15 protein-coding genes, 1 tRNA gene and 1 riboswitch are annotated in these 13,861 nt (G+C 64.5%); of the genes, 12 read left to right on the top strand and 4 right to left on the bottom strand.

Features of this window, described 5'->3' with window-relative positions:
* Positions 1 to 33: 33 nt before the first annotated feature.
* Positions 34 to 372 (top strand): YnfA family protein, encoded by a 339-nt coding sequence (locus tag K728_RS0114305; protein WP_019481749.1) that lies wholly within the window; start codon positions 34 to 36, stop codon positions 370 to 372.
* A gap of 18 nt (positions 373 to 390) precedes the next feature.
* On the opposite strand, the gene K728_RS0114300 is transcribed toward K728_RS0114305, so the two are convergent.
* Positions 391 to 464, bottom strand: a tRNA-Gly gene (locus K728_RS0114300).
* A 127-nt stretch (positions 465 to 591) separates the two neighbouring features.
* On the opposite strand from K728_RS0114300, the gene kynA reads away from it, so the two are divergent.
* Positions 592 to 1,446, top strand: a complete 855-nt coding sequence (gene kynA / locus K728_RS0114295) for a tryptophan 2,3-dioxygenase (protein ID WP_019481750.1) — start codon at positions 592 to 594, stop codon at positions 1,444 to 1,446.
* 34 nt (positions 1,447 to 1,480) lie between these two features.
* Complete coding sequence (gene dcd, locus K728_RS0114290; RefSeq protein WP_019481751.1) at positions 1,481 to 2,056, top strand: dCTP deaminase; 576 nt, start codon at positions 1,481 to 1,483, stop codon at positions 2,054 to 2,056.
* A 20-nt stretch (positions 2,057 to 2,076) separates the two neighbouring features.
* Here the strand turns inward: dcd and K728_RS0114285 are convergent, their stop codons facing one another.
* Positions 2,077 to 3,492, bottom strand: coding sequence for an MFS transporter (locus K728_RS0114285; protein WP_024477118.1), 1,416 nt, complete (start codon positions 3,490 to 3,492; stop codon positions 2,077 to 2,079).
* A gap of 221 nt (positions 3,493 to 3,713) precedes the next feature.
* Between K728_RS0114285 and K728_RS0114280 the strand changes: the two genes are divergently transcribed.
* From K728_RS0114280 to mnhG, 6 genes are read left to right on the top strand one after another with little or no spacing between them, the layout of a single operon-like run.
* Positions 3,714 to 6,722: a Na+/H+ antiporter subunit A gene (locus K728_RS0114280; protein WP_024477117.1), complete on the top strand. Its 3,009-nt coding sequence runs from the start codon at positions 3,714 to 3,716 to the stop codon at positions 6,720 to 6,722.
* Positions 6,719 to 7,213 (top strand): Na(+)/H(+) antiporter subunit C, encoded by a 495-nt coding sequence (locus K728_RS0114275; RefSeq protein ID WP_019481754.1) that lies wholly within the window; start codon positions 6,719 to 6,721, stop codon positions 7,211 to 7,213. The genes K728_RS0114280 and K728_RS0114275 overlap by 4 nt, the downstream gene beginning before the upstream one ends.
* Complete coding sequence (locus tag K728_RS0114270; RefSeq protein ID WP_024477116.1) at positions 7,210 to 8,820, top strand: Na+/H+ antiporter subunit D; 1,611 nt, start codon at positions 7,210 to 7,212, stop codon at positions 8,818 to 8,820. Before K728_RS0114275 ends, K728_RS0114270 begins: the two co-directional genes overlap by 4 nt.
* The gene (locus K728_RS0114265; RefSeq protein WP_024477115.1) at positions 8,817 to 9,401 is read left to right on the top strand and encodes a Na+/H+ antiporter subunit E; all 585 of its coding nucleotides are present in this window, start codon (positions 8,817 to 8,819) and stop codon (positions 9,399 to 9,401) included. The genes K728_RS0114270 and K728_RS0114265 overlap by 4 nt, the downstream gene beginning before the upstream one ends.
* On the top strand, positions 9,398 to 9,655 hold the full coding sequence (locus K728_RS0114260) for a monovalent cation/H+ antiporter complex subunit F (RefSeq protein WP_019481757.1): 258 nt from the start codon (positions 9,398 to 9,400) through the stop codon (positions 9,653 to 9,655). Before K728_RS0114265 ends, K728_RS0114260 begins: the two co-directional genes overlap by 4 nt.
* 3 nt (positions 9,656 to 9,658) lie before the next feature.
* Positions 9,659 to 10,054, top strand: a complete 396-nt coding sequence (gene mnhG / locus K728_RS0114255; RefSeq protein ID WP_024477114.1) for a monovalent cation/H(+) antiporter subunit G — start codon at positions 9,659 to 9,661, stop codon at positions 10,052 to 10,054.
* Positions 10,055 to 10,061: 7 nt separating this feature from the next.
* Here mnhG and K728_RS0114250 read toward each other — a convergent pair whose 3' ends face one another.
* Positions 10,062 to 10,322 (bottom strand): DUF4235 domain-containing protein, encoded by a 261-nt coding sequence (locus K728_RS0114250; RefSeq protein WP_024477113.1) that lies wholly within the window; start codon positions 10,320 to 10,322, stop codon positions 10,062 to 10,064.
* Positions 10,323 to 10,459: 137 nt separating this feature from the next.
* Positions 10,460 to 10,577, top strand: a riboswitch (TPP riboswitch).
* 68 nt (positions 10,578 to 10,645) lie between these two features.
* Here K728_RS0114250 and K728_RS0114245 point away from each other — a divergent pair.
* Genes K728_RS0114245 through K728_RS0114235 form a run of 3 tightly spaced genes read left to right on the top strand, consistent with a single transcriptional unit; the run spans position 10,646 to position 13,565 of the window.
* A complete protein-coding gene (locus tag K728_RS0114245; RefSeq protein WP_024477112.1) occupies positions 10,646 to 11,263 on the top strand; it encodes an ECF transporter S component in 618 nt (205 codons plus the stop codon).
* Between the two features lie 5 nt (positions 11,264 to 11,268).
* Positions 11,269 to 12,765: an ABC transporter ATP-binding protein gene (locus K728_RS0114240; RefSeq protein ID WP_024477111.1), complete on the top strand. Its 1,497-nt coding sequence runs from the start codon at positions 11,269 to 11,271 to the stop codon at positions 12,763 to 12,765.
* Positions 12,762 to 13,565 (top strand): energy-coupling factor transporter transmembrane component T family protein, encoded by an 804-nt coding sequence (locus K728_RS0114235; protein WP_019481762.1) that lies wholly within the window; start codon positions 12,762 to 12,764, stop codon positions 13,563 to 13,565. The genes K728_RS0114240 and K728_RS0114235 overlap by 4 nt, the downstream gene beginning before the upstream one ends.
* 119 nt (positions 13,566 to 13,684) lie before the next feature.
* Here the strand turns inward: K728_RS0114235 and K728_RS22405 are convergent, their stop codons facing one another.
* Positions 13,685 to 13,834, bottom strand: a complete 150-nt coding sequence (locus K728_RS22405) for a YciI family protein (RefSeq protein ID WP_272944195.1) — start codon at positions 13,832 to 13,834, stop codon at positions 13,685 to 13,687.
* Positions 13,835 to 13,861 lie beyond the last annotated feature (27 nt).

Genomic DNA, 13,861 nt, shown 5'->3' with positions numbered 1-13,861 from the left:
CCCGCCACACCCACCACTCGGCAATAATGCAGTATGACTGTCGTCCTCGTTGTGGTCCTTTTTGTCATTGCCGCGGTCGCCGAGATCGGCGGTGCCTGGCTGGTGTGGCAAAGCATCAGGGAAGGTAAACCGTGGTGGTGGGCCGGGCTGGGCATGATGGCGCTCGCGGCCTACGGGTTTATCGCCACCCTGCAGCCGGACGCGAACTTCGGCCGGATCCTCGCTGCCTACGGTGGGGTATTCGTCGCGGGATCCCTGGCCTGGGGCATAGTGTTTGACGGATTCCGTCCGGACCGCTGGGATATCGGCGGATCGGTGCTCTGCCTGGTGGGGGTGGCGGTGATCATGTTCGCTCCACGGCCGGTGGGCTGACACCGTGGGGCCGAAAACTGGAGCGGGCGACGGGAATCGAACCCGCGTATCGAGCTTGGGAAGCTAGCGCTCTACCATTGAGCTACGCCCGCATGGAGACCAGCCGACAGTGTGGCCTGAATCCCTGCGAAAACAACGAGATTCAGCCTACCTCAACCTCACCGTCCCGAAAACACCGGGCCGGACACCGGGCCTCGCCGCGGTAGGTACCCTAAGACCATGAGCGTCGAAAAGAACACCAGGGACCTGGAAGCGGGCATCGAGAAGGATTTCACCGCGAAGATGAGCTACGGATCCTATCTTTCCCTGGGGGAGCTTCTCGCAGCGCAGCATCCGGTCAGCCGCCCCGAGCACCACGACGAGATGCTGTTCATCATCCAGCACCAGACGTCGGAGCTCTGGCTCAAGCTGGTGCTTCACGAACTGCGTGCGGTGCGTGCCAAGTTGCAGGTCGATGACCTGCGATCGGCGATGAAGGGGATCGCCCGGATCAAGCACATCCAGCGCTCCCTCACCGAGCAGTGGTCGGTACTGGCCACCCTCACCCCCTCCGAATATGCCGAGTTCCGCGGGGATCTCGGTGCTTCCAGCGGCTTCCAGTCCTACCAGTACCGCGCCGTCGAGTTCCTGCTCGGCAACAAGAACGCCGGGATGCTTGAGGTTTTCGCGAATGACCCCGAGGCGCAGGAGCTGCTGGCCACCCTGCTGGATCAGACGAGTATCTACGACGAGTTCATCAGGTTCCTTTCCCGCCGGGGACACAACATCCCCGCTGAGCTGTTGGAGCGGGACCTCCGCACCGCCCACGTCTTCAACCCGGAACTCGTCCAGGTGTACAAGGCGGTGTACGAGAACGCCGAGGACAACTGGGACCTTTACGAGGCCTGCGAGGAACTGGTGGACCTGGAAGACAATTTCCAGCTCTGGCGGTTCCGGCATTTGAAGACTGTCGAACGAACCATTGGGTTTAAACGCGGCACGGGCGGGTCCTCAGGCGTAGGTTTTCTCCAGAAGGCCCTCGAGCTCACCTTCTTCCCGGAGCTCTACGCCGTGCGCACCGAGATCGGCCGATAACCACTAACCCCGGGGACTGCGGTATTTTTGAACCGTGCTGATCTCCGACCGCGACATTCGAACCGAAATTGACCGCCAGCGAATTGTGCTGGATCCCTATGACGAGGCGATGGTCCAGCCCTCGAGCGTCGACGTCCGGATTGACCGCTACTTCCGGTTGTTCGACAACCACAAGTACGCGCACATCGACCCTGCTGAAGACCAGCCCGAGCTGACCAGGCTGGTAGAGGTGGACCCGGACGAGCCGTTCATCCTGCACCCGGGTGAGTTTGTCCTTGGGTCAACCTACGAGACGGTGACCCTTCCGGACGACATCGCGGCACGGCTGGAGGGCAAGTCCTCACTGGGGCGGCTCGGACTCCTGACGCACTCCACCGCGGGATTCATCGACCCGGGTTTCTCCGGACACGTCACCCTTGAGCTCTCCAACATGGCCACCCTGCCCATCAAACTGTGGCCCGGCTCCAAGATTGGCCAGCTCTGCTTCTTCCGGCTCACCTCCCCCTCCGAACACCCGTACGGCTCCGGCCCCTACGGGAACCGGTACCAGGGACAGCGCGGCCCGACGGCGTCGCGCAGCCACCAGAACTTCCACCGCACCGCCATCTGACAGCCAGCCCCAGCCGACCCTCAGTAGGACGGGACGACGGCGGTAGCCACCTTCGCGGGCGGCTTCACCGGGAGCAACACCAGCAGTCCGACCAGCAGCACCACCAGGATGCCGATAATCCCAAACCGCTGTTCACCGAAGATGGTGATCGACGCCGCGAAGAGAGCGGGTGCGAGGAAGCTGACGGCTCGTCCCGTGGTGGCGTACAGGCCGAACAGTTCACCCTCTTCTCCGTCCGGAGCCAGACGCGCAAGATATGCACGCGATGAGGCCTGCGCCGGGCCGACGAAAAGGGTGAGCATCAGCCCGAAGACCCAGAACGTCGTATCTCCGGTCCAGGTGTAGCCGAACACATCGTGGGTGCCCGGGCCAAGGACCAGGACGGCAGACCCGGCTACCAGCAGGCCGATCAACGAGATGATGATGACCCGTTTGGGCCCAGTCCTGTCGTCCAGGAAACCGCCGCCGATGGCACCGACCGCCGCAATCAGGTTGCCGGCGATGGCGAAGACAATCACCTCGCTCAGGGTGAAGCCGAACGTACCCGCGGCGATGATGCCGCCGAAGGTGAAAACGGCGGCCAGCCCGTCACGGAAAATGGCACTGGCCAGCAGGAAGAAGATGGTGTGGGGGCTGGTCCGGTAGATTGCCTTGACCCGCCGGAAGAGGAGACCGTAGGAGGCGAAGAAGCCCAGTTGGGCTGCTTTCTCCTTGCGCGGTACCTCCGGGACGACGAACATCACGGGCAGGGCGAAGGCCAGGAACCAGATCGCCGAGAACACTGCGACCAGCCGGATGTTCAGGCTGTCGGTGGTATCGGAGCCGAACCAGGGGAACACTGGCTCCACGAAGGCCACGAGCACCAGGATCAGGGCAACGATGCCGCCCACGTAGCCCATGGCCCACCCGAACCCGCTGATCCGGCCGATGCTGCTCGGGGTGGAAATTTGCGTCAGCATGGCGTTGTAGTTGACTCCGGCGAACTCGAAGAAGACGTTGGCCAGTGCAATCAGCGCGACCCCGAGGAGCAGGAACTCGGGTTGGGGGAAGACGAAAAAGCACAGCCCGGTCAGGACTGCCACGAGGAGGCTGTTCACGCCGAGCCAGAGCTTGCGCCGGCCGCCGCTGTCGGAGCGCTGCCCCGTCACCGGTGCCAGTAGCGCGATGAGCACCCCGGCAGCGGCGAGACCCCAGCCCAGCACCACCGAGGCCCTGGCCTCCCCACCAAACGCGTCGCTGGTCAGATACACGGTGAACACGAAGGTGGTCATGACCGCGTTGAAGGCGGCCGATCCCCAGTCCCAGGAGGCCCACGCGAGGACCGGCCGGGACAGCAGCCGGCCCGCACCGGACGCCGTCGTGCCCGATGTCGTACCCTCCGGCCGGGCAGCTGGAACTGGATGGGACGGCACCGGCTGGGGAGGATCCACGCTCATACGGTGAATGCTATCCCGCGGATACCCGCAAACCCATGAACATCTTCCGTTGATCGCACAAACGCGCGGGTCAGGCACGGTATTCCGGAAACCCCGAAACAGTCGCCGACGGCGTAATACGTCGGGACGGCCTGTATTCCACAGGTAGAATAAGTCGAAGCCCCTGACCGTCCGCGCTGTCTATCAGCTGACCGTCTCATCTGAGAGATCAGGAGATCATCGTGCTAATCGTGCTCATCGCGTTATTCGCGGTAGCCTTTGTCGCGCCGTTGATCTTCCGCCGGCTCGGCCGCTCGGCCTTCTACGTGATCGGGGCGGTTCCCGGAGCGGCCTTCGTCTGGTTGGTCATCACCTTCGACCAGTACACGGGCGAGGGGCAGAGTCTCCTCGAGGGCCAGCCCAATGCCCCGCCCTCGATAGCCTTCCAGTGGATTCCCGGTCTCAACCTTGAGCTGGCTTTCCGGATGGATGCCCTGGCGGCAATACTGTCGATCCTGATCCTGGGTATCGGCGCCCTGGTCCTGTTCTACTGTGCACGGTACTTCAAGCAGGACGAACCGAACATCGGCCCGTTCGGCGCCCAACTGCTCGCGTTCGCTGGGGCCATGTTCGGCCTGGTCACCGCCGACAACATGATCCTGCTGTTCATTTTCTGGGAACTGACCACTGTCCTGTCCTACCTGCTGATCGGTTACTCGCGGCATCGTCTGGCGGCGCGCCGCGCGGCTCTCCAGGCCCTGATCGTTACCACCTTCGGCGGTCTGACCATGCTGGTCGGCATGATCATGCTGGGCCAGACCGCCGGGACTTACCGGATCTCGGACATCATGGCGCAGTCCGAGTCGCTGCTGTCCAACGGACTGGTGATCGACGTCGCCATCGGGCTGATCCTCGTCGGCGCCCTCACCAAATCCGCGTTGGTCCCGTTCCACTTCTGGCTACCCGGTGCGATGGCGGCGCCCACCCCGGTGAGCGCCTACCTGCACGCCGCGGCGATGGTGAAGGCTGGTATTTACCTGGTCGCCCGGTTCGCGCCGGGGTTCGCTGATGCTGCCTCCTGGCTGCCGATGGTGTTGATAATCGGCCTTGCCACCATGCTCGTGGGCGGTTGGCGGGCGCTACGCCAGCATGACCTGAAACTGATTCTCGCGTATGGAACGGTGAGTCAGCTCGGGTTCCTCACGATGGTGGTCGGACTCGGCGGCCCCGGCGGGGCGCTGGCCGGTTTGGGCCTCCTCCTGGCCCACGGTCTGTTCAAGGCCACCCTGTTCCTAGTGGTCGGCATCATCGACCATCAGGCTGGCACCCGGGACATCCGCAAACTCGCGGGAATCAGGAAAACCGCCCCCGCCCTGGCCGTGATCGCCACGATCGCCGCTGCGTCGATGGCGGGACTCCCACCGCTGCTGGGCTTCGTGGCCAAGGAATCCGTCTTCGAGACCTTCGTTCACCAGGCGGAGATCGATCCCACCCCCGTCGGCACACTCCTGCTTGTCGGCATCGTTGTTGGTTCTGCCCTGACCTTCGCCTACAGTGCGCGATTCGTCTGGGGCGGTTTCGCCTGCAAGGGCAAAGCCGCCACCCCGTTCACGCAGGTGGAGAAATCCTTCCTTTTCGCGCCGGCGCTGCTCACCGTATTCACCGTGGTCCTCGGCCTCTGGCCTGCACCAGTGGATTCCATCATCCAGCCCTACGTCACCCTCTTCGAAGCCGACGGCGAGGAAAGTTACCTCGCCCTCTGGCACGGGTTCACTCCCGCGCTGCTGCTCTCCGTAGTGACCATCGCCGTCGGTATTCTGCTGTTCTGGTTCCGGGCCCACGTCGAGCGTATCCAGTCCAGGGTTCCCTCAGTGGTCGACGCTGAACGCGGCTACAAGTACACCATCGGCACGCTCGACGACGTCGCCGTCTGGATCACCGGCCGCACCCAGCGCGGTTCGCTGGCGTTCTACCTCTTCGTCATTCTGACCATGGCCATCCTCGCCCCCCTGGCGGCGATCCTGTTCTACGATGCACCGCTCCCGGATCGGTGGCATATCGCTGATTCACCAGCGCAGGTGGCGGCCGGCGTCGTCATCATTATCGGCATTCTGGCTGCGGTCCGCGCTACCAAGCGGTTCATGGCAGTGCTCATGGTCGGGGTGACCGGGTACGGGATGGCCCTCATCTTCGCGCTGCAGGGTGCGCCGGACCTGGCGTTGACCCAGATGCTGGTGGAAACCATTGTGTTGGTGGCTTTTGTGCTCGCGCTGCGCTCGCTACCCGCGCGGCTGTGGCAGCGGGAGCCGGGACGGTACCGGTTGCTGCGCGCCGTGCTGGGAATTTCCTTCGGCCTGGTGATGGTGGCAATCGCCATGTCATCCATGGCATCACGGGTCGCCAGCCCGGTGTCACTGGAGTACCCGGGTCTGGCCTACGAGGGCGGCGGTGGAGAGAACATCGTCAACGTCACCCTGGTCGATATCAGGGCCTGGGACACGTACGGGGAAATTTCAGTACTGGCCATCGCAGCCACCGGCATCGCCAGCCTGATCTTCATCCGTGGCCGGGGCGATACCCGCCAGCGGGCAGAGACCGTCAAATCCGGATCCGTCGATCGCGGCCAGGAACCCATTGCCGAGTTCGGTCGGGAAGCCGCAGCACTGGAGTTGGCGAAGAAGTTCTCGTCAGTCTCCCGGGACGCGTGGCTGGTCGCCGGCCGGACCCTCGCGCCCGAACGCCGATCGATCATCTTCGAAGTCGTCACCCGGCTGCTCTTCCACTCGATCATTATCTTCTCCATTTACCTCCTCCTCGCCGGTCACAACCTGCCGGGCGGTGGATTCGCGGGTGGACTGTTGGCGGGGCTGGCGCTGACCGTGCGCTATCTGGCGGGTGGCCGATTTGAACTGGCGGAAGCCAGCCCGGTGAGCGCGGGGGTCCTGCTCGGCGCGGGTATGGCGACCACCTCCCTGAGCGCGCTGATCCCGCTGCTGCTGGGAGGCCAGATCCTCCAGACGGCCATCCTGGAGTTCTGGTTGCCGGTCTTCGGCGACGTCAAGTTCGTCACCTCGACCATTTTCGACATTGGTGTGTACCTGGTGGTCGTCGGGCTGGTGCTCGACGTGCTGCGCAGCCTGGGCTCGGAGATCGATGAACGCAGCGAGGGCCTCTCGGCGAAGAACGACCCGAGCGAGATGAAGCTACAACAGCAAGAACATACCGAAACCGGCGAGGGAGTAGCTCGATGAGCGTCAACATCACCCTGCTGGTGGTCATGGCAGCCCTCTTCGCGGGGGGCATCTACCTGCTGCTGGAACGCAGCCTGACCCGGGTCCTGCTGGGTCTGATCCTGCTGGCCAACGGCGCCAACATCCTGTTGCTTTCCGCTGGCGGTCGGGCCGGCGTCGCCCCCCTGTACTCGGAGGAGATCGCCGCCGACGCCTACTCGGATCCGCTGCCCCAAGCCCTGATTCTGACCGCCATTGTGATTTCCTTCGCCGTGACCGCCTTCATGCTGGGCATCATCTACCGGTCCTGGGTGCTGGGCCGCCGCGACGAGGTCCAGGACGATATGGAGGACCGCAGGGTCGCCAGTCAGGGCAGCTTCGACGCTGAAGACGACGCCGATGTCCCCGAAGAAACCACCGAGTTCACCCCGCTGGAGGAAGCCGAGGAAGCACCCGGCTCTCAAAACGCGGGCGTCCTTGATCTTCCCTCCGAACCGAAGGAGCCACGGTGAACATTGCAAGCCTCGCACCGCTGGCCGTGGTCCTCCCGTTCCTTGGCGCAGCGGTTGCCTTCCTCCTGATCCGGCATTCCCGCTCGCAGCGGGCGGTCAGCATTTCGACCCTGAGCATCACACTGATCCTCGAACTGTTCCTCCTGCAGAATGCCGCAGAGCACGGAGCCACCGCGGTGTTCATTGGTGGGTGGATGCCGCCGTTCGGCATCACCCTGGTGGTCGACCAGTTTTCCGCCCTCATGCTGGTTATTTCGACGGCGATCAGCCTCGCGGTGCTGATTTACGCCACCGGGCAGGGCATGACCGACGGCGATGAAGACGGCCCCATCTCGATCTTTCACCCCACCTACCTGATCCTGGTGGCCGGCGTCTCCAACGCGTTCATGTCCGGCGACCTGTTCAACCTGTATGTGGGCTTTGAAATCCTGCTGACGGCCAGCTATGTGCTGATGACCCTCGGCGGAACCACCCAGCGGATCCGCGCGGGAGTGACCTACGTGGTGGTCAGCGTGGTGTCGTCGCTGCTCTTCCTGATTGCGATCGGCATGATCTATGCCGCAACGGGAACCATCAACCTGGCCGATCTTGCGGTGAAGCTCGGGGAGATCGACCCTGCCACGCAGATGATGCTGCACCTGATGCTCTTGGTGGCGTTCGGAATCAAGGCAGCCGTTTTCCCCCTGTCCTTCTGGCTGCCTGACTCCTATCCGACAGCGCCCGCACCGGTAACTGCCGTGTTCGCTGGCCTGCTCACCAAGGTGGGCGTCTACGCAATGGTGCGCACCGAGACGCTGCTCTTCCCGGGCGACCGCATCAACACCCTGCTGATGGTGGTGGCAATCCTCACCATGGTGGTGGGGATCCTCGGGGCCTTGGCGCAGTCGGATATCAAACGAATGTTGTCCTTCACCCTGGTCAGCCACATCGGGTTCATGATCTTCGGGCTGGCGATCTCAACCGTCGTCGGATTGGGCGCCGCGATCTTCTACGTGGCGCACCACATCACGGTGCAGACCAGCCTGTTCCTGGTGACCGGGTTGATTGAACGCCGTGGTGGGACCGCCAATATGGATCGCCTTGGTGGGCTCGCCAAGCTATCGCCGCTACTTGGCGTACTGTTCTTCATCCCGGCAATGAATCTGGCCGGAATACCGCCCTTCTCCGGGTTCCTCGGCAAGCTGGGTATCCTGCAGGCCGGCGTCGAACTGGGCACACCCATCGCCTATGTGGCGGTTGGCGCCAGTGTGCTCACCAGCCTCCTGACCCTGCTGGCGATTGCCCGCGTCTGGAACCGCGCCTTCTGGCGCCGCCCCGAAGACGCACTGCACCCGGATCCCATCCTGCTCGCCACCAAGGCAGACGGATCAGCCGTTCGCACCTCGCAGCGCGTCAACAGCGAGACCACTGGGCGGTTCTCCGGGCGCAAAGCGGTGAACCTGCTACCCCGCACCATGGTCGGTCCCACCATGGGCCTGGTCGGTCTGGGAGTCACCCTTACCCTCCTGGCGGGTCCGTTGTTTGAAATCAGCGACAACGCTGCGCAGAACATGCTGGAGCGGACCGATTACATTGAAGCGGTCCTGGGCGAAGGGATCGCGCCATGAGCCGACAGAAGATCCCCTTCATCACGGAACTGCCCCTGATTATCTGGCTGGTCATCGTCTGGGGCGCACTGTGGCAGGACTTCAGTCCGGGGAACCTCATTTTTGGCGGCCTGATCGCCTACGCAGTGGCCAACCTGCTGTACCTGCCGCCGGTGGAGCTCAGCGGCCGATTCAACGTGTTGTACGCGGTCCCGTTCATCGGACGATTCCTGTACAAGCTCGTGGTGGCGAGTTTCGAAGTGTTTTGGCTCTCGCTCACGCAGGGCCCGAGGCTTGTCAACGCGGTGGTGGCAGTCCAGCTTCGGAGCCAGTCCGACCTTCTGGTGACCGTCACCGGGCACGCGCTCTCCCTGATCCCCGGATCGCTGGTGGTGGAGGTGGACCGCTCTACCTCCACGCTGTACCTGCACTGCCTGAATGTGAAGACGCCGGAGGGTGCGGCGAAGATCAGGTCCGATGTGCGGGCCACCGAAGCCTGGCTGATCAGGATTATGGGAACCCGGGATGATCTGGCGCTGCTGCAGACTGAGGTCCGGTTCGATCAGGAGAACGAAGAGCGTGAGGAGGGGATCCGGAAATGACGAGCGCCGTAATTATTGTGGGACTGTTGCTCGGATTCGCCGCCCTGTGCGCTTTGTATCGGATTGCGCGAGGCCCCTCGATCCTGGACCGGGTGCTCGCGATCGATGTGCTGCTCGCCATCATTGGTGGAGCGCTGGCCGTGGACATGGCAGTGAACCGGCACCTGGACAATATTGTGCTTCTGGTCGGGATTTCGGTGATCGGATTCATTGGATCCGTGACCGTCGCCCGGTTCGTCACGGACAGGAAGTAGGGCATGAGCGAGACTCTCATTGACGTGGTGACAGCCGTTCTCATGATCGGAGGGGCACTGATGTCGGTTGCTGCCGGCGTCGGCCTGCTCCGTTTCCCTGACCTCCTCACCCGGATGCACGCGGCAACCAAACCTCAGGTGCTGGGACTGCTGCTGTTCCTTCTGGCCATGGGCTTACAGATGCGCAGCTGGGTGTTGATCCCGGTCCTGCTGGTGTGCTGGATTTTCATGCTCCTCACCGTCCCCGTCTCAGCCCACATGGTGGGCCGGGCGGGATACCGCACCAAACACCTGCGGCGAGACCTGCTCAGCATGGATGAACTTGACGAGGTGGTGGAGAACGCCGCCAACAAGAGGGCGCCCGGCCGGAATCCGACCGAGCGCCCCGATGAGACGTAAATAGGACCTACGTCAGGTCGCGGGACTTCGCGAACCGGTTGGCTGCCCGCTGCGTGGTGCGGTTGGTGAGGACCTGCAGGACGGCGCGCACGGCACCGGAGATCAGCGCGAACGCGAGGGCGGAACGGAGGCTGTTTTCGAGCCCGTCCTCGTCCTTCGGTGAGGCTTTGCCGGTGGTCTTGTGCCAGATGAAATCCACGACCTTGGCTCCGGCGATGCCCGCGCCAAGGCTCAGTGCTACGCCCAGCAGTTTCATAAGCTGATTCATGGTGTCTCCTTCGATGGTGGCTCTTTTCTCAAGCCTAGCGTTTTCCTGTTGAGGTGAGACGCACCAGCACAGCCGGGAGCCCGCCGCCGGCCACCGTGGTGGGTACGAACCTCTCAGGTGTAGAGTTGAAATTGCTAAACATACGACAGGGGAGCGCCGTCCATCCAGATGGACGGGCGCTGAGAGTGCGGCCTACCGCAGACCCTCGAACCTGATCCGGCTAGTACCGGCGAAGGGAGTCGAGTATCTCAGGGTGCCCGGCCGGTGGCACCCGCCATGGGCCCGGATACCCTCCCCTCCTGTACCTCAGGAGGTAAATTCACATGGCTTCATCAACTGCACCAACTCAAAACACGTCGACGCTGCGCGCCCGATATCAATGGCGGGTGGTCGACATTGTCGTTGCCTCGGTGGTGGCGGTCGCCGTCGGGGTGGTGTTCTTCGCATGGTCGGCCGGCTACACGGGCATCGCTGCCTTGACCGGAGCGTTCCCGCCGTTGGCCGGTCTCTACACAGGTGGCTGGCTGATCGCGGGGGTACTTGGCGGTCTGATCATCAGGAAACCCGGAGCAGCCATCTACTGCGAAGTGCTGGCTGCAGCGGTTTCAGCGCTGCTGGGCACCCAGTTCGGGTTGACCACGTTGCTCTCCGGAGCCATTCAGGGCGTCGGGGCCGAGCTCATCTTCCTCTTGTTCCTGTACCGCAGGTGGAACCTCGGGGTGGCTTTGCTCGCCGGGCTTGGCGCGGGCCTGGCCCTCTCGATCAGCGAGAACATCCTGTACAACGCCCTCTGGGCCTTCGAATGGCAACTGATGTACGTGGTGTTCGCCTCGATCTCGGGCGTGATTATCGCTGGCCTGGTGTCGTGGCTGGCGGTCCGTGCCCTGGCCAAGACGGGGGTGCTGTCGGCTTTCGCCTCCGGACGAACGGCTGACGTCTAACCGGTATGGCTGACCACGGAAATACGCCGTCGGCCGTCAGCATCAGCGCGCAAGGCTGGAGCTGGCGGCACGCCGGCCGGAAAACCCCGGCGGTCCGGGACGTTGACCTGACAGTAGCGCCCGGAGAACGGGTGCTGCTGCTCGGCGCGTCAGGGTCCGGGAAGTCGACCCTGCTGCACGGGTTGGCTGGTGTCCTCGGCGATGAGGGGCAGGGCGAACAGCACGGTTCCCTCACCCTCGACGGGCGGCCTCCCGGTGAGGTGCGCGGTCGCGCGGGGCTGGTGCTTCAGGACCCGGACTCTCAGATTGTGCTGGCCCGGGTCGGTGACGAGGTGGCCTTCGGCGCCGAGAACCAGGCCGTACCGCGCGACCAGATCTGGCAGCGGGTTCGGCGGGCGCTCGACGACGTGGGGCTTGAGGTGCCGTTGGATCGGTCCACCAGTGCGTTGTCCGGCGGCCAGAAGCAACGCCTGGCGTTGGCGGCGGTGCTGGCGATGCAACCCGGGCTCCTGCTGCTTGACGAACCGACCGCCAATCTCGACCCGGCCGGTGTGCTGGAGGTAAGGGACGCCGTCGGGCGGGTCCTGGACCGCACCGGCGCCACCCTTGTGGTGGTAGAGCATCGGGTGGCGGTGTGGGCCGATGTGGTGGATCGGGTGGTGGTGCTGGCGGCCGACGGCGGGATCCTCGCCGACGGCCCCCCAGGCACGGTGCTGACCGACGCGTCGACCCGGGCCCGGCTGGCGGCGGCGGGGGTGTGGCTCCCCGGTCATCAACCGTCGGTTCCCACGCAGCTATCCTCACCGGGGGAGGAGCTGCTTACTGCCAGGGGACTATCAGTGGCGCGGGCCAAACGGGGACCGGCGGTGCTCGACGGCGTCGACGTCGCCCTCACCGCCGGCTCATCCCTGGGCATCGTGGGCCCCAACGGTGGCGGAAAATCGACGCTTGCGCTGACCCTGGCCGGGTTGTTGCCGGCGCGGGGAGGCCAGTTGGAGGCCGCACCGGCCCTCTCCCGCGGAGCCGGGAGTAGCCCGCACGCCTGGAAATCAGCGCAACTGGTGACCAGGATTGGGACGGTGTTCCAGGAACCCGAGCACCAGTTCCTCACCAACCGGGTGATCGACGAGCTGGAATTTGGTCCGCGCCGGCTAGGGGGTACTGACGAGGCGGCGGTCCGGCGGCGGGTGGATCCCATCGCCGAGCGGTTGAGGCTGACCTCCCTGCTGCAGGCAAACCCCTTCACCCTGTCCGGCGGTGAAAAGCGGCGGCTTTCGGTGGCGACCATGCTGGCAACAGACCCGGACATCCTGGTCCTGGACGAACCGACCTTCGGGCAGGATGCCAACACCTGGGCCGAACTCGTCGCGCTGCTTGCCGAACTGATCCAGGACGGTGGCAGCCTGCTGGCGGTCACCCACGACCAGGAGTTCACCGACGCGCTGGGCAGCAGGCTGCTACGGGTCGCCGACGGCAGAGCCGACGTGGAGGTGCGTCCGTGAGTGTTGACGTTCTGACCCCCCACCTCACGGGCCGGCTCCTGCCGCGGGCCAACCCGCTATCCAAACTGTTCGCTGCCGTGCTGGTCACCGTGGTGGTGATGCTCAGCATCGACTGGGTCAGCGCCGCCGTCGTCCTCGTGAGCGAGTTGCTGCTGCTCCCGCTGCTGGGGATCAGCGCCTGGCAACTGCTGAAGCGGACCTGGCCTCTGGTGCTGGCGGCAGTGGTTGCTGCCTACGGTACGGCGCTGCTCGCCGAGAAGACCGGCGCTGTCCTGCTGGAGTTCGGCCCAATTCTGTTCACCCAGGATTCGGTGAACTCGGGCATTGCGATTGGCCTGCGCGGGTTGGCCATCGCCCTGCCCGGAATTTTCCTGCTCACCACTACGGATCCGACGGACCTGGCCGATGCCCTGGCGCAAAAGCTGCGGATGCCGCACCGGTTTGTGCTCGGCGCGCTTGCGGGGCTGCGCCTCGTTGGGCTGCTGGTGGACGAATGGCGGACCCTCGGGTTGGCCCGGCACGCCCGCGGCGTCGGGTTTGAAGGCAATCCGGTAGCCCGGTTGAGGAATTTCCTGGGGCAGGGGTTCGGTCTGATTGTGCAGGCGATCCGGCGGGCCACCCGGCTCGCGGTGGCAATGGAGGCGCGCGGATTCGGGGCCGGCGACCGGACCTGGGCGAGGGAAAGCACTTTTACCCGGCTGGACCTCTGGGTCTGCCTCGCCGGGGTGCTGATCGCCGGGACCGCGGTAGCCGCGGCGGTGTGGGCGGGGACGTGGAACTTCCTGATCGGCGCCTCATAGGGGCGCCGGGTCGAAGTGGCCCACGAGCAGCGCAAGCAGCCGAGCCCAGCGCCCCTGCCAGGCCCGCTCAAGTGCAGCGGCTGCGTCGTCGGACGGGCCTGGCAGCGTCAGGAATCCGGTCAGTAGTCGGTGATGGGGCGCAACTCAACCGTGTATTCGGGCAGCAACTTCACCAGTTCCACCGCCACACCCAGATCGGGGACGTCCAACACGTAAAAACCACCCAACTGCTCGGCCGTTTCGGCGAACGGGCCGTCGGTGAGACTCACCTGGTCACCGCGGCGGCGCACCGTCGT

It is taken from the genome of Arthrobacter sp. CAL618 (assembly GCF_000468215.1).
Lineage (GTDB): Bacteria > Actinomycetota > Actinomycetes > Actinomycetales > Micrococcaceae > Arthrobacter_D.
Note: the sequence above shows the minus strand (reverse complement) of the source record. Positions and strands in the feature narration are given on the sequence as shown.